Source organism: Pseudarthrobacter sp. LT1 (assembly GCF_035621795.1).
Lineage (GTDB): Bacteria > Actinomycetota > Actinomycetes > Actinomycetales > Micrococcaceae > Arthrobacter.
This window is the reverse complement of the sequence record NZ_CP141830.1, coordinates 3,475,464-3,493,068: the sequence shown is the minus strand read 5'-3', so window position 1 is coordinate 3,493,068 and position 17,605 is coordinate 3,475,464. Positions and strand designations below refer to the sequence as shown.

At 68.5% G+C, this 17,605-nt stretch carries 16 protein-coding genes; 10 read left to right on the top strand and 6 right to left on the bottom strand.

Translation table 11 applies throughout. The features are described 5' to 3' along the window. Position 1: 1 nt before the first annotated feature. The 5 genes from VIK36_RS16415 (at position 2) to VIK36_RS16395 (ending at position 5,191) form a co-directional block, all read left to right on the top strand. Complete coding sequence (locus VIK36_RS16415; protein WP_159631168.1) at positions 2-727, top strand: ABC transporter ATP-binding protein; 726 nt, start codon at positions 2-4, stop codon at positions 725-727. Next, on the top strand, positions 717-1,751 hold the full coding sequence (locus tag VIK36_RS16410; protein ID WP_324642761.1) for an ABC transporter permease: 1,035 nt from the start codon (positions 717-719) through the stop codon (positions 1,749-1,751). The genes VIK36_RS16415 and VIK36_RS16410 overlap by 11 nt, the downstream gene beginning before the upstream one ends. Before the next feature lie 90 nt (positions 1,752-1,841). Further along, positions 1,842-2,300, top strand: coding sequence for an SRPBCC family protein (locus tag VIK36_RS16405; RefSeq protein WP_324642759.1), 459 nt, complete (start codon positions 1,842-1,844; stop codon positions 2,298-2,300). Between the two features lie 74 nt (positions 2,301-2,374). Beyond that, complete coding sequence (gene cobA, locus VIK36_RS16400) at positions 2,375-3,637, top strand: uroporphyrinogen-III C-methyltransferase (RefSeq protein WP_324642757.1); 1,263 nt, start codon at positions 2,375-2,377, stop codon at positions 3,635-3,637. 87 nt (positions 3,638-3,724) lie between these two features. Then, positions 3,725-5,191, top strand: coding sequence for an FAD-dependent oxidoreductase (locus VIK36_RS16395; protein ID WP_324642756.1), 1,467 nt, complete (start codon positions 3,725-3,727; stop codon positions 5,189-5,191). A gap of 95 nt (positions 5,192-5,286) precedes the next feature. Here VIK36_RS16395 and VIK36_RS16390 read toward each other — a convergent pair whose 3' ends face one another. From VIK36_RS16390 to VIK36_RS16380, 3 genes are read right to left on the bottom strand one after another with little or no spacing between them, the layout of a single operon-like run. Next, entirely contained in the window at positions 5,287-6,483 is a 1,197-nt protein-coding gene (locus VIK36_RS16390; RefSeq protein WP_324642754.1) for an SRPBCC family protein, read from the bottom strand. Between the two features lie 28 nt (positions 6,484-6,511). Then, positions 6,512-7,339, bottom strand: coding sequence for a DUF1206 domain-containing protein (locus tag VIK36_RS16385; RefSeq protein WP_324642752.1), 828 nt, complete (start codon positions 7,337-7,339; stop codon positions 6,512-6,514). Between the two features lie 3 nt (positions 7,340-7,342). Further along, entirely contained in the window at positions 7,343-7,633 is a 291-nt protein-coding gene (locus tag VIK36_RS16380; RefSeq protein ID WP_159631180.1) for a hypothetical protein, read from the bottom strand. A 159-nt stretch (positions 7,634-7,792) separates the two neighbouring features. On the opposite strand from VIK36_RS16380, the gene VIK36_RS16375 reads away from it, so the two are divergent. Next, positions 7,793-8,332 (top strand): hypothetical protein, encoded by a 540-nt coding sequence (locus VIK36_RS16375; protein ID WP_255172952.1) that lies wholly within the window; start codon positions 7,793-7,795, stop codon positions 8,330-8,332. A gap of 102 nt (positions 8,333-8,434) precedes the next feature. On the opposite strand, the gene VIK36_RS16370 is transcribed toward VIK36_RS16375, so the two are convergent. Beyond that, on the bottom strand, positions 8,435-9,115 hold the full coding sequence (locus VIK36_RS16370; RefSeq protein ID WP_324642749.1) for a FadR/GntR family transcriptional regulator: 681 nt from the start codon (positions 9,113-9,115) through the stop codon (positions 8,435-8,437). 4 nt (positions 9,116-9,119) lie between these two features. Beyond that, complete coding sequence (locus tag VIK36_RS16365; protein ID WP_324642748.1) at positions 9,120-10,394, bottom strand: CynX/NimT family MFS transporter; 1,275 nt, start codon at positions 10,392-10,394, stop codon at positions 9,120-9,122. A gap of 136 nt (positions 10,395-10,530) precedes the next feature. Between VIK36_RS16365 and VIK36_RS16360 the strand changes: the two genes are divergently transcribed. Next, positions 10,531-12,123 carry a CYTH and CHAD domain-containing protein gene (locus tag VIK36_RS16360; RefSeq protein ID WP_324642747.1) on the top strand — a complete coding sequence of 531 codons (1,593 nt, stop codon included), beginning with the start codon at positions 10,531-10,533 and terminating at the stop codon, positions 12,121-12,123. 20 nt (positions 12,124-12,143) lie between these two features. Here VIK36_RS16360 and VIK36_RS16355 read toward each other — a convergent pair whose 3' ends face one another. Beyond that, positions 12,144-13,580: a PucR family transcriptional regulator gene (locus VIK36_RS16355; protein WP_324642745.1), complete on the bottom strand. Its 1,437-nt coding sequence runs from the start codon at positions 13,578-13,580 to the stop codon at positions 12,144-12,146. Positions 13,581-13,748: 168 nt separating this feature from the next. Here VIK36_RS16355 and VIK36_RS16350 point away from each other — a divergent pair, with 168 nt between their 5' ends. The 3 genes from VIK36_RS16350 (at position 13,749) to VIK36_RS16340 (ending at position 17,605) form a co-directional block, all read left to right on the top strand. Beyond that, complete coding sequence (locus VIK36_RS16350; protein WP_224026738.1) at positions 13,749-15,179, top strand: gamma-aminobutyraldehyde dehydrogenase; 1,431 nt, start codon at positions 13,749-13,751, stop codon at positions 15,177-15,179. Between the two features lie 55 nt (positions 15,180-15,234). After that, positions 15,235-16,605 (top strand): 4-aminobutyrate--2-oxoglutarate transaminase, encoded by a 1,371-nt coding sequence (gene gabT / locus VIK36_RS16345; protein ID WP_255172947.1) that lies wholly within the window; start codon positions 15,235-15,237, stop codon positions 16,603-16,605. A gap of 529 nt (positions 16,606-17,134) precedes the next feature. Then, entirely contained in the window at positions 17,135-17,605 is a 471-nt protein-coding gene (locus VIK36_RS16340; RefSeq protein ID WP_324642743.1) for a hypothetical protein, read from the top strand.

Sequence of the window (17,605 nt, the reverse complement as noted above, 5' to 3'; positions counted from 1 at the left end):
CATGCCAGTCGTACTGGAACACCTGGGCAAGCGCTTCGGCGACGGCGCCCCGGTACTGGACGACGTCAACGCCAACATCAAGCAGGGCGAGTTCGTTGCCCTCCTTGGTGCCTCCGGCTGCGGCAAATCCACCCTCCTGAACATCATCGCGGGACTGGAAGCGCCGACGTCGGGCGCCCTGGAAGTGCCCAGCGACGGCGCCGCCTTCATGTTCCAGGACGCGGCACTGTTCCCGTGGCTCACCGCCCGGGAGAACATCGAGCTGGCCCTGAAACTGCGTGGAGTGGGCAAGGCCGAACGCCGCACCAAGGCCCAGGAACTCCTCGAACTGGTGCACCTGGGATCCGCGGGGGACAAGCGCCCGCACGAACTGTCCGGCGGCATGCGCCAGCGCGTATCCCTGGCCCGCTCCCTGGCCCAGGACCGGCAGCTGCTGCTCATGGATGAACCGTTCGCCGCACTGGACGCCATCACCCGCGACCTGCTGCACGACGAACTCGAGCGCATCTGGAAGGAAACCGGGCGGACCATTGTCTTCGTCACCCACAACGTCCGGGAGGCTGTCCGGCTGGGCCAGCGCGTCCTGCTGCTCTCCTCCCGCCCCGGCCGCGTGGTCCAGGAATGGGACGTCACCGAGGAACACCGAACCGATGCCGGGCTCGCCGGCCAGCTGACCGGGGTCATCACCGCCCGGCTGCGTGAGGAGATTCGCCGCCATGCCAAGTAAGTCCCTGTCCGGCTCCGCGCCGGATGCCGCCCCCGCCCCTTCGCGGGACGGCTTTCGTCCTTCGGACGAAGCGTCCCGCTCCGACAGGCCCGATGCCACTCCCTGGGCGCCATCCGGCGCTGCGCCTGCAGCCCACGTGCACGCCGCCTTGACGCGGACGTCCACGGGCAATGAGGACCTGCGCGAGCTCGAATCCGGGCTGGACTCCCTGCAGTCCGACGCCGACCGCAAGCACCGCGTCGACTGGAGCCGGATCCTCCTGCCGGTGGCCGCGCTGGTGGTCCTGGTGCTCATCTGGCAGTTCTACGTCTCGCTCGGCGTGAAGCGGCGCGACCTGGTTCCGGGGCCGCTGGATGTGGTGACGCAGATGGGCGTCCTGTGGGGCGACGGCAAGTTCCAGGAAGCGATCTGGACCTCGCTGCAGCGCGGGGTGGTTGGTTTCCTGATTTCGGTGGCCATTGCCACTCCCGTGGGCCTGCTGCTGGCCCAGGTTGCCCCGCTTCGACGCGCATTCGGACCGCTGATCTCCGGCCTGCAGGTGCTGCCATCCGTGGCCTGGGTTCCCGCGGCCATCATCTGGTTCGGCCTCACGGACGCCACTGTTTATTTCGTGGTGTTCATGGGCGCCATCCCGTCCATCATCAACGGCCTCATCTCCGGCGTGGACCAGATCCCGCCGCAGTACCGGCGCGTGGGGACCGTCCTGGGCGCGTCCCGGCTGCAGATGGCTCTGCAGGTGATCCTTCCCGCCGCACTGCCCGGCTACCTCAGCGGCCTCAAGCAGGGGTGGGCCTTCTCCTGGCGCTCACTCATGGCGGCGGAGATCATCGCGGTGGGCGGCACCATCGGCTTCGGCCTGGGATCCATGCTGGACCAGGGCCGCGACCTGTCCGACATGACCATCGTGATGGCTGCCATCCTGCTGATCCTCGGCGTCGGCATCCTCATCGAGCTGCTGGTCTTCGGACCCATCGAGAAGCGGCTGCTTCGGCGCCGCGGCCTCCTGGCCGGCAGCACCCGCTGACCCAGCCCCTCCCCAACGCACCCTCAGAGCCCGACGGCGACCTCCCGCCGTCGGGCTCTGCTGTTCCCTGGCGCATGGCAGACTGGCGCCATGACCGTCAGCTTCGTATGCCGCACCGAGTCGCCGCTGCCCGCGGAGCAGCTGTTCGACCTGGCGCGCAGCATCGACCTGCATGTGGACTCCCAGCAGAAATCAGGGGAGCGGGCGGTCGGCGGCGTCACCAGCGGGCTGATCGGAGAAGGCCAGGAGGTGACCTGGCGGGCAAAACACTTCGGCATTCCACTGACCATGACCAGCCGGATCACCCACGTGGACTTCCCCCGCAGCTTCACCGACGAACAGGTCAAGGGGCCGTTCACGTCATTCCGGCACGTCCATGAGTTCGCACCAACCGCCACGGGGAGCACTATGACGGACAAGGTGGAGTTCACCGCCCCGCTGGGAGTCCTGGGCCGCGCCGTCGAGCGCCTCTTCCTGGCCCGGTACCTGGAAGGGCTGATCCGGGACCGCGGCAGCTTCCTCGCCGGCAGTATGGCAGATTCTTTGTGACGCAGCGTTACCTTACGTGAACTGGTGTTGCTGACCCTTTGTGGGCCAATGTGACGCCGCCCTACCGTTGATTCATGGCAATTCAGGACATATACCCCACGGCGCTGCGGCTGCTCGGCCGCCCCGTGCTGGTGGTGGGCGGCGGCCCCGTTGCGGCCCGCCGCGCCAAGGGACTGCTCGACGCCGGTGCCCTGGTCACCGTCGTGGCCCCCGTTGCCTCGCCCGCGCTGCAGGAGATGGCCGACGCCGGCCTGCTCACCTGGGAAGCGCGGCCTTACCTTTCCAGCGACGTCGACGGCGTCTGGTTCGTCCAGACCGCAACGGGCGCTCCTGAGGTGGACGCCCAGGTATCGGCCGACGCCGAGGCGCAGCGGGTTTGGTGCGTCAACGCCTCCAACCATGAAGCTTCTGCCGCCTGGACCCCCGCGGTCGCTGAGGTGGACGACGTCAAGATTGCCATCAACGCCGGCGGAGACCCGCGCCGTGCCATGGCCGTCCGCGACGCCGTCGCCACCGCCCTGGAGACCGGCGATCTTCCGCTGCGCCGCCGCCGTGCCCACCAGGGAAGCGTGGCCCTCGTTGGTGGCGGCCCCGGTGATACCGGCCTCATCACCGTCCGCGGCCGCCGGCTCCTGGGCCAGGCCGACGTCGTGGTCGCGGACCGCCTCGGGCCCCGCGAACTGCTGAACGAACTCGCCCCGGACGTCCGCGTCATCGAAGTGGGCAAGACCCCCGGCCACCACCCGGTGCCGCAGGCGGAAATCAACCGCATCCTGGTGGAGGAAGCGCTCAAGGGCAACCGGGTGGTCCGGCTCAAGGGCGGCGACCCGTACGTGCTGGGACGCGGCGGCGAGGAAGCCGAATACTGCCGCCAGCACGGAGTCGAGGTTGAGGTGGTCTCCGGCGTTACGTCCGCCATCTCGGTACCCGCAGCCGCAGGCATTCCCGTCACCCACCGCGGCCTGGCCAAGGGCTTCAGCGTGGTCACCGGCCACGAAGAACTCTCCGAGGTTCCTGCCCGCGCAGACCACACCATTATCCTGCTCATGGGCGTGGGCCAGCTCCGCGAATCCGCGTCCGCGCTGGGCGATGCCGGGCTGCCTGCAGGCACCCCTGTTGGTATCGTGGAAAACGGCTATTTGCCGGACCAGCGCGTCACGATCGGCACGCTCGGTTCCATCGCCGACCAGGCCCAGGCGGCCGGCGTCGCAAATCCTGCCGTGATTGTCATCGGTGACGTGGTGCGCGTGAGCCCGTTCGCGCCGTCGCACTTCAAAACCGCTGACTACAGCACCACCACCCCGAACAGCCCCCGCAAGACCGTCCTCACCACCTGAAACCCATCGATTGCTCCGTAACTGTCGGTATGAGCCTTCAAAACGGCAGTTACTCAGCAATCGATGCAGAAGAAAAGGAACACAGCCGTGTCATCCAGCACAACCGTAGGATCTGCTGCGCGTCCCCTGCGCGTCGCCGTCGTGGGCTCCGGCCCGGCCGGCGTCTACGCCGCTGACATCCTCACCAAGAGCGAAGCCGTCAAGAGCGGTGAGCTGACCGTCAGCATCGACCTCTTCGACCGCTACCCGGCACCCTACGGCCTGATCCGCTACGGCGTGGCCCCGGACCACCCCCGCATCAAGGGCATCGTCAACGCCCTGCACAAGGTGCTGGACCGCGGCGACATCCGCTTCTTCGGCAACGTGGACTACGGCACGGACCTCACCATCGATGACCTCCGCACCCACTACGACGCCGTCATCTTCGCCACCGGCGCCATCAAGGACGCGGACCTGAACATTCCCGGCGTCGAGCTGGAGGGCTCCTTCGGCGGCGCCGACTTCGTCTCCTGGTACGACGGCCACCCGGACGTGCCGCGCGAATGGCCGCTGGAGGCCAAGGAAATCGCCGTGATCGGCAACGGCAACGTGGCCCTGGACGTGGCCCGCGTCCTGTCCAAGCACGCCGATGACCTGCTGGTCACCGAAATCCCGGACAACGTCTACGCCGGCCTGAAGGCCTCGCCCGTCACCGACGTGCACGTCTTCGGCCGCCGCGGCCCCGCCCAGGTCAAGTTCACCCCGCTGGAGCTGCGCGAGCTGTCCCACTCCAAGGACGTGGACATCATCCTGTACCCCGAGGACTTCGAGTTCGACGAGGAATCGGACCGCCAGATCCAGACGAACAACCAGACCAAGACCATGGTGGGAACACTCACCAACTGGATCGCCGAGCAGCCCGAGGACGTCTCCGAGCTCAAGGCCTCCCGCCGCCTCCACCTGCACTTCCTGCACAGCCCGGTGGAGATCTACGACGACGCCGCGACCCCCGGCAAGGTGGCGGGGATCAAGTTCGAGCGCACCGAGCTGGACGGCAGCGGCAACGCCCGCGGCACCGGCGAGTACGTGGACTACCCGGTCCAGGCCGTGTACCGCGCCATCGGCTACTTCGGGTCGGCCCTGCCGGACGTGGAGTTCGACCACAAGAAGGGCGTGGTCACGAACGACGGCGGCCGCGTCCTGGATGCGTCCGGCCAGCATGTGCCGGGGCTCTACGCCACGGGCTGGATCAAGCGCGGACCGGTGGGCCTGATCGGCCACACCAAGGGCGATGCCCTGGAGACCGTCACCTACCTGCTGGAAGACCGCGAAAACCTGCCGGTGGCTTCGGTTCCGCAGGAGGACGCAGTCACCGAACTCCTCGACGCCCGCGGTGTGAAGTTCACCAGCTGGGAAGGCTGGCTGGCACTGGACGCCCACGAGCTGGCCCTCGGCGCAGCGGCCACCGAAGCCGGCGGCTCGCACGGCGTGGAGGTCAAGCGTGAGCGCATCAAGGTGGTGCCGCGCGAGGACATGGTGGACATCTCCCGCGACGGCGTCTCCGCCCAGGTCTAGGAGCTGACGCCCGGCTCCAGGAACTGGATGCAGGAACCGCGGGACATAATCGTCCCGCGGTTCCCAGCGTTTAACAACCCTTTAACCCTGATGCGCTATTTCCCCGCGCCGCCGATGGCCATGAGCTCCAGGCGGCGCAGGGTCTCCCGGTTCCGGGCGGAAATCATGGGATCGCGCAGGAACTTGGGCATCAGCTTGCCGGGCCCCCGGATGGCGTCCTCAGCGATGGTCACCAGGCACTGGTTGCCGCGGTCCTCCAGTGTCATCTCCACCTTGGCCTCGCCCATGGGCCAACCGCGTGCCACCAGTTCCAGCGAGCGGCCGGGCTCGACGGCGGTCACGCGGCTGCTGTCGTCGATCACCAGCGGCCAGGCTCCCACCGAATGGTGGAGTTGGGCGCCCACCCTTGGCCATTCGGCGTCCACATCCCTGATCCGGGACGCGCCCACCACCCAGCCGGAGTACAGCCAGCCGTCGGCGATCACCCGCCAAACGTCGGCAGAGGGGGTTTTGAACAGCTGCGAGACGGTGGACATGGAGTTCCTTCCGGTTGCGGTAGTGCTTTTCCCGGGCGATGCGGGGGATTCTGGCGGGCGTCCGACGGCGGGAGGTGCGGGCCGCCGTGCGGCCCGGTAGGACGGCTTCCGCAGCCGCCGGGTCCAGCTGTAGGCCTGCGCCCCGGGCGGCTGGTGCTCCAGGGGATCGAAACGCAGCGGGATGTCGGTGGGACTGGCACCGGCCCGCAGCCGCACTTCGCCGCATTCCCGCCAGCGTCTGCCCGGTGTGGCCCAGTGCAGTCCCAGCACCCATTCCCCGGACGCCAGCGAACCCGGCGGGAGGCTCCGCGTCTGGAGTCCCAACAGCACGGGGCCCCGGCTTCCGCGGTAGGGCATCAGCGTGGTCATGGAGGCTCCTGCAACATCCAGGCGCGGCACCAGCAGGAACCGGCCCGGCAGCCCCCAGCCGGTGGAGGCAAACAGCACGTCCGCGGGGCCGCCGGCGCCGGGCGGCGAAACGCGCAGGGCCAGGCCAAGGATGTCCGGCAGCGCCTGCGGCAGCCCTACTGACCTGGAGAAGCGGGCCACAACCTGGTCCGTACCGGGCGCGTCCAGCCAGTCGATGCCGCTGGGGCCGGACGGGTTGCCGGTCCTGGTCAACGTTCCGTGCAGGCCCAGCCCCTGTGGGTGGATGGGCCGGTCCGGCCTGGCGAGTTTCAGGAGCCGGAAGAGGCCGGCGAAGGCCTGGCCGGCACTGGAGGTCACGGCGGAACTAACGCGCAGCTGCTGGGTCATACTTCCTCCCTACCCACAAACCCCGGAACTACATGCGGCCAAAGCGGGCCCGGATCAGCGCGAAGATCCCGTAGGCGATAAACCCTGCACCAATGGCCACGAGCAGGGTGGGCCCGAACGGGTGGCCCTGCAGGGCCTTGAGGCTGCCGTCCAGCCCGGTGGATTCGTCCGGCCGGTCCCTGGCGGCGGCGATGATGAACAGGAGTCCGGTGAGGTTCAGCGCCACACCTTTGGCCACATGGCCGGTGACGCCCAGGCTGTCGATGAGCCTGCCGCGGCGGGTGCCCTCGAAGTGGAACAGCTCTTCCTTGAACCCGCGCCGGATTCCCTTGACCTCGAAGTAGATGCCGATGCCGAGGATGGTCAGGCCGAGGGCGACGAGGACCCATGGCCCCATGGGGTTGGCCATCAGGCTGGCGCTGAAGTCCCGGGTATTGTCGCCCGAGTCGCTGCGCTGCCCCAACGCGAAGCCTGCGAAGGTCAGCCCCACGCTGCCGTACGCGATGGCCAGGAATCCCGAGGACACCAGCTTGGCCAGCCGTTCCTTGCGGGGAAGGCTCCTGGCCCGCAGCGTCGCTTCACTGGCCTGCCACAGCGCAAGGCCCAGGCAGGCGGCCACGCATCCCCACATGACGAGGGGACCCCACGGGTTGTCCGCCAGCCGGGCGATGGCGCCGGTGGCCTCGGCATCGCCGGGGTGGCCGAACGCGATGGCGATGGCGATGACCCCTACGATGATGTGGAGCAGCGCCATGACGGCGAATCCGGAACGGGCCAGGACGTCCAGGGCTTTGGCATTGGACGCGTCCTCGACAGCGTCCGCTGCCTGGCTGAGGGTGGATTCGCCGTCGGACATCTCTTAGCCGTTCATGGGGCCTTCGGCCCGCAGCTTCTCTGCGCCGGGTCCCTCCACGTGTACGGTGCAGCGGACCACCAGCTGGCCGGGGGCGTTGTCCAGCTCCACCAGGGAATCGTCCGCGCTGAGGACGGTGAACACCTCCGAGCCGGCTACAACGCCAACGCCCTTGGCCTTTGCCGTTTCCCTGGCGTTCCCCAGTGCCTCGCGCTGCAGTCCGTCCACGTAGCCGCCGTCACTTCCACGGGCGGGGTCCCCGAAGGCCCAGCCGAACAATGTCCCTGTATTTCCCATGGCGACGATATTACGCGGTTGCCCCTCTCGGGGATGGGGTTTCGTAATATTAGTAAGTGTGCTTACCATGGGCGGACCATACCTCGAAGGAACACGGCAGGTGGAGTCCGCGGCACAGCGGCAACACGGAACCAGTCCACAACGTTAGGAATGCACATCATGGCAGGAAATCTCATTGCCCGTTCAGTTCACGACCTGACGGCAGCAGCATGGTTTGGTGGATCCCTGATGGGCGCCATCGGACTCAACGGGGCAGCGGCCCAGGCCAAGGACCCCGCAGAGCGCACCCGGCTTTCCAGCGCCGGCTGGATGAAGTGGGCACCGTTCCAGACCGCAGCCTTCGCTTCCCACCTGGTGGCGGACCTGGCCATTGCGTGGGAGAACAAGGGCCGCATCGCCAAGCAGGAGGGCGTGGCCCGCGACACCGTCATCAAGACGGCCGTGACCGTGGTGGGCGCCGCAGTGACCCTGTACTCGGGCATCCTGGGCAAGAAGGTGGAGAAGCTGGCCGGTGAGGGTGCCGAAGGTGCCACCGAGCCGCACGGTGCAGCCTCGGACGAGCTGAAGTCGGCCCAGCAGCAGCTCAAGGCACTGCAGTGGGCCATCCCCGGCTTCGCTGCCCTGGTGATCATCCTCGGCGCCAAGCACGGCGAGATGCAGCGCCCCAAGAACGTCCTTTCGGGCCTGCGCCGCGACTAGCGCTACCAGCCAGACATAGAGCGGACGACGACGGCCCGGCACCACAGTGCCGGGCCGTCGGCATGCCCACGGGGTGGATAGGGCGGGGCGCGCAGGGCCGGGTTACTCCGCCAGCCACTCCGCGCACGAGTTCAGGTTCCGGTTCACGCTGGCCACGGCAGCGTCTTCGTCCCGCTGGGCGATGGCGTCGAGCAGTGTTTCGTGGCCGTCGCGGGGGAGTCCGTTGAACCCCGGCCGGCGCTGCTGCGTGAGCAGGTCCTGGTGGAACACGGTTCCGAAGCTGGCGTACAGCTCGTGCAGCAGCGGGTTGCCGGACGCCCGGGCGATGCCCTCGTGGAAGCTCCAGTCCGCGTCCGCCCAGGCTTCGAAGTCGCCGTTGTTCCAGGCCTGGTCCCGGGTGGCGAGGAGGGCCCCCAGGGCGGCGACGTCGTCGTCCGTTGCGTTGCGCGCGGCCAGCCGGGCAGCCTGGGTGTCCAGGCCCAGCCGGACCTCCAGGATGTGCTGCTCGGTGTGGTCCTGGTACATGCGGCGCGCGGCGCCGGACATTTCGCTCGTGGCGCGCACGTAGGTGCCGTCCCCCCGCCGCACCTCCAGCATTCCGCCGTGGGCAAGGGCCTTGACCGCTTCGCGGAGGGTGCCGCGGGAAACCCCCAGCCTGGCCATGAGCTCAGGTTCGGACGGGATGCGCTGGTTCAGCGGCCACTCACCGGAGTGGACCATGCCCCGCAGCTTGGCCGTGACCTCGGCCGCGAGCGGCGGACGGACGGAAGGGCTCAGGGTCATGGGATTACTTCCTCTCCGCGGGCTTGACGGACATCGCAGGGCCGGTGATCAGGTGGGACACCACGATCTGGACCAGGGCCAGTGCCAGCAGCAGCACCAGCGGCAGGGACCAGCCTCCGGTGGCGCTGTGCAGCAGTCCCATGCCGAACGGGCCCGCGGTGGCCAGCAGGTAACCGGAGGACTGGGCCAGGGTGGAGAGGGCGGTGGTCTCGGCGGTGCTGGTGCCGCTGCGGCTGATCATCACCATCACCAGCGGGAAGATGCCCAGGCCGAAGCCCAGCAGGACAGCGGGGACCGCGGCCAGCGCCACGGGGAGGACCAGCAGCGCCGCAATTCCCACGGCCATGGTGATGCTCACCAGGTAGAACGCCGGACGCAGCATCCGGGGCCGGGCGCCGATGGCTATCAGCACCATGCCCGCGGGGACGGAGACCAGCTGCATGAGGCCGAACATCAGCCCGCTGTCCGAGGCGCTCAGGCCCATGGTGGTGAGCATGTACGGGAACCAGCTCAACAGGGCGTACGCCAGCAGGGCCTGCAGGGTGAAGATCGCGGTGAGGAGTTGCCCCTTGCGGGTCCGCAACAGCGGCCAGGGCGACACATGCCCGGCCGTGGTCCGCACCGTATGGCGGTGGGCGTGCAGAGCCACCGGCAGGAACCCCAGGAAGGCGGCCACGGCCGCGATACCCACGGCGCCGACGGCGGCGGACGGGGAACCGAGCGCCTGTGCCAGCGGGACCACCGCGACCGAGGTCAGGGTACCGCCGGTGGTCATGGTCACCGTGTAGACGGCGGTCATGAGTGACGTCCGGGACGCGAAGTGCTCCCGGATGAAGGACGGCATTGCCACGTTGCAGATGGCCAGCCCGGACATGCCCACCACACTGCCGGCCACCAGCATGCCCGTGGCGGGGATGCCGCGCAGCAGCAGCCCGCCGGCCAGCAGCGCCAGGGACAGGAGGATGGCCTTCTCCACGCCAAGCCTGCCGGTGAGCCAGGACGTGGCGGCACCGGCAAGCGCGAAACAGAGGGTGGGGATGGAGGGGATGACCGCCGCCACCAGCACCCCGTAGCCCAGCGCCGCCTGCAGGTCGTGCAGCAGCGCGGATGCACCGGTGATGCCCGCGCGCAGGTTCAGCCCGATCAGCACCAGCGCAATGACGCCGAAGACGACGGCGGAGCGCGGCTTCGCCGGGGCGGCGCCGCCGGGCGGGGTCCCGGGCACCGCAACGGGCGCCTGGGCGGCGGTGGGAACGGAAACGGGGGGAGTGGCGGGCATACGAACCACCCTAAAGGTTAGACGTTTGATGTTTGCGCTTTTGTGGCCAACCTCTCCCGGGTTTCGGTGCCTGCAATAGACTGCCAACGGACTGTCGGAGGGCCTGGCGCGGACCAGGCGGTGCGGAAGGGCGGCTGTGGAGGCTTCCAGGGGACTCGAGATTGAGAAGAAGTACGACGTCGATACCGGCGCCGTGGTGCCGACCCTGGAGCAGGCCGCGGGGGTGGCCCGCACAGGGAAGCCGCACACCGACCTGCTGGAGGCGGTGTACTTTGACACCCCCACCCACGCCCTGGCCGGACGCCGCATCACCCTCCGCCGCCGCACCGGCGGGAAGGACGCGGGCTGGCACCTGAAGCTGCCTCCCCAAGCGGCGCCCAGCGGCGAAGGACCGCAGGAGCGGACGGAACTGCACGCACCCCTCGGCCGGCCCGACGTCGTCCCGGACGCCCTGCTCACCCACCTGCACGCCTACCTCAGGGGTGCCGTCCCCGTGCCGGTGGTGCGCCTGGACACCCGGCGCACCACCTACCCCCTGTACGGGGCCGACGGCGTCCACCTCGCCGACCTCGCGGACGACCAGGTCACCGCCGAACGCCTGGGCGACGGGGACAACGCCACAAGGCAGGAGTGGCGCGAATGGGAGCTGGAGCTGGTCCACGGTGGGCCGGACCTCTTTGACCCGGTGGAGGAACTGCTCGCAGCCGCCGGCGCCCGGCCCGCCGGCCATGCCTCGAAGCTGGTCCGTGCCCTGGGCGCTGACACCAAAGCGGGCAAGCGTGCCGCCGCCGGCGAGGCGCCCGCCGGTGCCGCCGGACCCGAAGGCACCCCTGCCCTGCTGGCCGGGAAGCGCGCGCCGGCCGCCGCCGTCGTCACCGTATATGTGGCCGCACAGATCGACCAGATCCTCGCCAGCGACGCCGCCGTCCGGGGGGAGGAACCCGAGGCCATCCACAACATGCGGTCCGCCACGCGCCGGATCCGCTCGGTCCTGGCAGCGTACGCCAAGCTCTACCGGGCATCGCCGGTGCGCAAACTGCGGAGCGAGCTGAAGTGGCTGGGCCAGCTGCTCGGCCAGCCGCGCGACGCCGAGGTCCTGCGGTCCCGGCTCCGTGACCAGTTGGGCGGGCTGCAGCCGGGGGATGGTACCGCCGGGGCCACGGCACGGGTGGAGCAGCGCACGGGCGGGGACTATGACGCCGCGTACCGGCTCCTGCTGGAAGCCCTGGGCTCGGGGCGCTACTTCCGGCTCCTGGACAAGCTCGAGGATTTCCGCGACAACCCGCCGGTGCGCGCCGACACGGTGGCCCCGGGACGTCGGGCGGCCGCGAAAGCCGTGGACAAGGCAGCCAAGCGGCTGGAGCGCTCCCGCAAAGCGGCCAAGCGCGCGCGGCGCGGCAGGGACCAGGAACTTGCCCTCCACCGGGTACGCAAGGATGCCAAGCGGCTGCGCCACGTGGCTGAATCAGCGGCCCTGGTGCACGGCAAACGTGCGGGCAAGGTGGCCAAGGCTGCCCGCCGGCAGCAGAAGGTCCTGGGCCAGTTCCAGGACGCCGTGGTGGCCCGCGACCTGCTGGCAGCCATCGCCGCGGAGTACAGCGAGCCTGCCACGGCAGGCATCTACGCGGAGCTGCTCAGCCAGCAGGAAGAACGGATGCTGGCGGCCCGGGCCGGGTACCGGAAGGCCACGAAGAAGTCGCGCGACCTCTTGGGCCACGGCGTCCTCTGAGGCGGACCGCGGTTTCCGGCCTACTTGCCCTGCCGGGCGGACAACCGGGCCACGGCCAGGGCCAACCACAGCTGCACCCGGTCTGCGGTGACGGAGGGGTCATAGCCGGTGAGCTCGGTGATCTGCGCCAGCCGGTACCGGACCGTGTTGCGGTGCAGCGTGAGCTCTTCCGCCACCGCAGCCACCGAGCCGTTGTTGTTCAGGTAGCTCTCCAGCGTGGACATCAGCTCCGAGCCGTGCGCGGCATCGAAGGCCCGCAGCGGGTTCAGGGACTCGTGTGCCATGTCCGCCAGCGGGACATCCTCGCTGGCCAGCAGCAGCGATGTCAGGCTGAGCCGTTCCGGTTCGTTGACCGGCAGCCCATGGCTGGCGGCGTCGCGGGCTTCGAAGTAGCTCCAGCGCAGGCCGTTGGGCTTGGTGTACGCCCCGCCGATGCCGATCGTGGCGTGGATCCCGGCTTCGGCGAGGTGGTCGCTCAGCTTCCGTGCCAGCGCCGGCGCCGTCCCGCCGTCGTCATTGACCACCAGCACCAGGTCCTTGCCCACGACGGCGGCAACCGCCTTCTCCAGTTCCTGCGGCACTGAGGTGCTTCCCAACGCCTTCCCGTGGGCGGCCGATACGGCCAGCAGCACCACGTTCTTGCGGGTGCTGTTCACGCCCACCCCGGCCAGGCGGCGCTGGGCCTCGCTGGTCTCCAGTGCCCCGTGGATCACGTCCTCCAGTACCTGGCCGCACAGGGCGCGCTGGGCCTGGCGCTGCTTGACCATGTTATTCAGCTCCACGCTGATCAGGTTCTGCGCGTAACCGATGATGCCGGTGTCCTCGAAGGGCTGGCGGACCCACAGCGTGCAGGCATCGCGCCGGCCCGTGGGCACGGGGTAGCTGGACCAGGTATCGGCTGACGGGTGGGTGCTGCCGCTGTTGTACAACTGCGCCGTGAACTGGGTCAGCGCTACGTCGGTGCGCAGCATGCCGCCCAGGTTCTTCAGCAGCTCTGCGAGCCCGCCGCCGGTCAGCAGCGCCCGGGCCAGCACCTGGTGCCCGGCAATGAGCCGTTCCAGCTTGGCGTAGTGGTCAGCCGACTGGGCGTCCGCCACCAGCTTGGTGATGGCGATGAACGGGGTTTCGTAAGGCACTTCCACCACCGGCAGGCCCCACCGGTTGGCCTCCGCCAGCAGGGCCGGCGGCACCGCGTCATGTGACAACCCCACACCGAACCCGATGCCCACTGCGCCGGCCCGCTGGACCTGCCGCACAAAGCGGCGCTGCTCCGGCGCGGACCGCAGCCGCAGGCCGGTGGTGAGCACCAGTTCCCCGCCGTTGAGGAACCGCTGCGGATCCTCGAGTTCCGTAACCGCCACCCAGTTGATGTCCTGGTTCCAGGTAGTCTCCGCCACGCCCGCCTTGGACAGCTTCAAGGAGGTCACGCCCACCAGGGCGGCAAGGGAAATGGCCATGAAGCAAGGATAAACGTGAGCTGGGCAACCGCACTAAACCCCTTCGGCAAGGGTGTGCAGGTGGCTATTCACCCTGCTTGGGCGCTGGCATAGGCTCAAGGCAGTTCCATCCATCCGTCCTGGTCTCCGCCCGGCCGCCGATGGCCCTTACGAAAGAGGTTGCACACCGTGGTCCAAACCTTGCAGAACTTCATCAACGGGAAGTTCGTCACCCCCGCCGGCACCACCCTGCTGGACGTGGTCAACCCCACCAACGGGGAAGTCGTGGCGCAGGCCCCCGTTTCCGTGCAGGCGGATGTGGATGCGGCCATGACGGCAGCCAAGGACGCCTTCAGGACCTGGAAGCATGTCACCCCGGGCCAGCGCCAGCTGATGCTGCTCAAGCTTGCCGACGCCATCGAGGCCAACAGCGACGAACTCGTCGAAGCCCAGCACCGCAACACCGGCCAGGTCCGCTCCCTCATCGCCTCCGAGGAAGTGGCTGCCGGCGCCGACCAGCTGCGCTTCTTCGCCGGTGCCGCCCGCATCCTGGAGGGGAAGTCGGCCGGCGAGTACTTCGAAGGCCACACCTCCTACGTCCGCCGCGAACCCATCGGCGTCGTGGCCCAGGTCGCCCCGTGGAACTACCCCTTCCTGATGGCCATCTGGAAGATCGGTCCCGCGCTCGCCGCCGGCAACACCGTGGTCCTCAAGCCCTCCGACACCACCCCCGAGTCCACCCTGGTCCTGGCCCGCCTGGCCGGCGACATCCTGCCCGCGGGCGTCCTGAACGTGGTCCTGGGCACCGGCGAAACCGGTGCCATGATGGTGGAGCACAAGGTCCCCGGCCTGGTGTCCATCACGGGATCTGTCCGCGCGGGAATCGCAGTGGCTTCCGGCGCCGCCAAGGGTCTCAAGCGCGCCCACCTGGAGCTCGGCGGCAAGGCCCCGGCCATCGTCTTCGCGGACGCGGACATCAAGAAGAGCGCGGCGGCCATCGCCGAGTTCGCGTTCTTCAACGCCGGCCAGGACTGCACGGCCATCACCCGGGTGCTGGTGCAGGATTCCGTGCACGACGACGTCGTGGCAGCCATGGTGGAACACACCCGGACCCTGCACACCGGTTCGCAGAACGACGAAGACAACTACTTCGGCCCGCTGAACAACGTGAACCACTTCAACGCCGTGACCTCCGTGGTGGAGAACCTGCCGGCCAACTGCCGGATCGAAACGGGTGGACACCGGGCAGGGGAGAAGGGCTACTTCTTCGAACCCACCATCATCACCGGCGCCAAGCAGACCGACGACGTGGTGCAGAAGGAAACGTTCGGCCCCGTCATCACCGTCCAGAAGTTCAGCACCGAGGAAGAAGCCGTGGCCCTGGCCAACGACGTGGACTACGCGCTGGCGTCCAGCGTCTGGACCACCAACCACGGCACGGCCATGCGGTTGAGCCGTGACCTGGACTTCGGCGCTGTCTGGATCAACACCCACATCCTCCTTACCGCCGAAATGCCGCACGGCGGCTTCAAGCAGTCCGGCTACGGCAAGGACCTCTCCATGTACGGCGTGGAGGACTACACGCGCATCAAGCACGTGATGTCCGCCCTCGACGCCTGACCATTTCCCGCTGGTTGAGCTTGCCGAAACCCGGAATCGTAGAAAGAAAAGAACCATGACCACCACCGCAGCAGACATCACCTACCGCCTGGAGCAGAAGCGCAACGTCCAGGCCGACTTCCCGGGCCCCAAGTCCGTGGCACTGACCGAACGCCGCAAGTCCGTGGTGGCCGCCGGCGTCGCCTCCAGCGTCCCGGTCTACGTGGCAGACGCCGACGGCGGCATCATCCACGACGTCGACGGCAACTCCTTCATCGACCTGGGCTCAGGCATCGCCGTGACCAGCGTGGGTGCCTCCGACCCCGCCGTCGTGGGCGCCGTCAAGGAAGCCGTGGAGCACTTCACCCACACGTGCTTCATGGTCACCCCCTACGAGGGCTACGTGGCCGTTGCCGAGCAGCTGAACCGCCTCACCCCGGGCGACCACGAAAAGCGCACCGTCCTGTTCAACTCCGGTGCCGAGGCAGTGGAAAACGCCGTCAAGGTGGCCCGCCTGGCAACCGGCCGGGACGCCGTCGTCGCCTTCGACCACGCCTACCACGGCCGCACCAACCTGACCATGGCACTGACCGCCAAGGCCATGCCGTACAAAACCAACTTCGGCCCGTTCGCGCCCGAGGTCTACCGCATGCCCATGAGCTACCCGTACCGCGAGGAAAACCCCTCGATCACCGGCGCAGAGGCAGCAAAGCGCGCCATCACCATGATCGAGAAGCAGATCGGCGGCGACCAGGTTGCCGCGATCATCATCGAGCCCATCCAGGGCGAGGGCGGCTTCATTGTCCCGGCCGAGGGCTTCCTGCCCGCGCTGGCCGCATGGGCCAAGGAGAAGGGCATCGTCTTCATCGCCGATGAGGTCCAGTCCGGCTTCTGCCGCACGGGCGAATGGTTCGCCGTCAACCACGAAGGCATCGTCCCGGACATCATGACCATGGCCAAGGGTATCGCCGGCGGCATGCCGCTGTCCGCCATCACCGGCCGCGCCGACCTCCTGGACGCCGTGCACCCCGGCGGCCTGGGCGGCACCTACGGCGGCAACCCCGTGGCCTGTGCAGCAGCCCTGGCCTCGATCGGATCCATGGAGGAGTACGACCTGAACGGCCGTGCCCGCCACATCGAATCCATCGCCACGGCGCGCCTGCGTGAGCTGCAGTCCGAACTGGCCGGCGCCGGGACCGCCGTAATCGGCGACGTCCGCGGCCGCGGTGCCATGCTCGCCATCGAGCTCGTCCAGGCCGGTACCAAGGAACCCAACCCGGAGCTGACCAAGGCTGTCGCAGCCGCCTGCCTGAAGGAAGGCGTCATCATCCTCACCTGCGGCACCTACGGCAACGTCATCCGCCTGCTGCCCCCGCTGGTCATCACCGATGAACTGCTCGCGGACGGCCTGGAAGTCCTCGCCGCAGCCATTAAGGCCAACGCCTAGGAGCCGCTAACCCGGTCCACGAAAAAGGCAGCACCCCGCCGGGGTGCTGCCTTTTTCGTGGCCGGGGAAAGCCCGCTGTGGGGGATACCTAGGCCCCCGCACCGGACTGCGCAAACTACCTAATATTCCACCCGGACCGGCGGGTACGCGGCGGTCCCCCCAAAACCCTTTTGGTAAGTAGCCCCAAAAATCTTTATAGAGTACCCGTTACTCGTGTCGGGCCTGCGCAGGAATACGTAATTTTGACCTATAAACGGGTGGGCAGTGCGCGACGCCAATTGCCTGAGGCGCCACCTGCCGCCCCAAATTGCGGAGCTCCATATGCGCTCCCAATCAAGTCAGCCGCAGGGTAATGACGCTGCCCTCCCATGACGCTGACGACAGGAACTTCCACGAACGCCTGGTGCATGGGCACCCCAGGCGGTGACACCCCACAGCCCAAAGACGGACATCTTGCTCAAGACAGGGGGAAGGCAATGACGCAGCCTTCAGCAATGACGCAAGCTTCAAGGGGAACGGGGGAGGGCCTGTGGTGACGAACCTGGGAACCTTCGCCGTGCCTGCAGGGACCACCTTCGGCCGGGACGGCGCCATGTTCGAGAGCCTCCTCGCTTTCGTGGCCCAGATGAGCCTGGTGCTGTGGGGCATGGTCACGCTCACCGTGGTCATCCGCTTCATCGGCATCCGGTTCTACCGCCGCGCCGCCCGCCGGGCCATGGCCAAGACGGCGGCAGCCGGCACCGCCGTTCCGGCCATCGCCGTGGCAAGCGTCGACGCCTCTGCCGGTGCCGCCGCCGGCACGGCTGCTCCAGCCGGCCAACGTCCCGGGACCGCCCGGGACGCAGGGGCCGCCGCCGCGCAGGCCGCCGCTGCCGCGGTCATGCCGGCCATCGCCGTCGTGCCCGCCATCGCGGCCGGGATCGACCTTCTCCAGCCGGCCAACGTCCCGCTGCCCGAAGCCTTCACGAACGTGCTCGCAACCAACTCCGTGGACGGATGA

Bases quoted from the DNA above. Each gene is read 5' to 3' on its own strand.
- VIK36_RS16415 (WP_159631168.1), top strand. From the start codon at position 2: ATGCCAGTCGTACTGGAACACCTGGGCAAGCGCTTCGGCGACGGCGCC.
- VIK36_RS16410 (WP_324642761.1), top strand. From the start codon at position 717: ATGCCAAGTAAGTCCCTGTCCGGCTCCGCGCCGGATGCCGCCCCCGCC.
- VIK36_RS16405 (WP_324642759.1), top strand. From the start codon at position 1,842: ATGACCGTCAGCTTCGTATGCCGCACCGAGTCGCCGCTGCCCGCGGAG.
- cobA (WP_324642757.1), top strand. From the start codon at position 2,375: ATGGCAATTCAGGACATATACCCCACGGCGCTGCGGCTGCTCGGCCGC.
- VIK36_RS16390 (WP_324642754.1), bottom strand. From the start codon at position 6,483: ATGACCCAGCAGCTGCGCGTTAGTTCCGCCGTGACCTCCAGTGCCGGC.
- VIK36_RS16385 (WP_324642752.1), bottom strand. From the start codon at position 7,339: ATGTCCGACGGCGAATCCACCCTCAGCCAGGCAGCGGACGCTGTCGAG.
- VIK36_RS16380 (WP_159631180.1), bottom strand. From the start codon at position 7,633: ATGGGAAATACAGGGACATTGTTCGGCTGGGCCTTCGGGGACCCCGCC.
- VIK36_RS16375 (WP_255172952.1), top strand. From the start codon at position 7,793: ATGGCAGGAAATCTCATTGCCCGTTCAGTTCACGACCTGACGGCAGCA.
- VIK36_RS16370 (WP_324642749.1), bottom strand. From the start codon at position 9,115: ATGACCCTGAGCCCTTCCGTCCGTCCGCCGCTCGCGGCCGAGGTCACG.
- VIK36_RS16365 (WP_324642748.1), bottom strand. From the start codon at position 10,394: ATGCCCGCCACTCCCCCCGTTTCCGTTCCCACCGCCGCCCAGGCGCCC.
- VIK36_RS16355 (WP_324642745.1), bottom strand. From the start codon at position 13,580: ATGGCCATTTCCCTTGCCGCCCTGGTGGGCGTGACCTCCTTGAAGCTG.
- gabT (WP_255172947.1), top strand. From the start codon at position 15,235: ATGACCACCACCGCAGCAGACATCACCTACCGCCTGGAGCAGAAGCGC.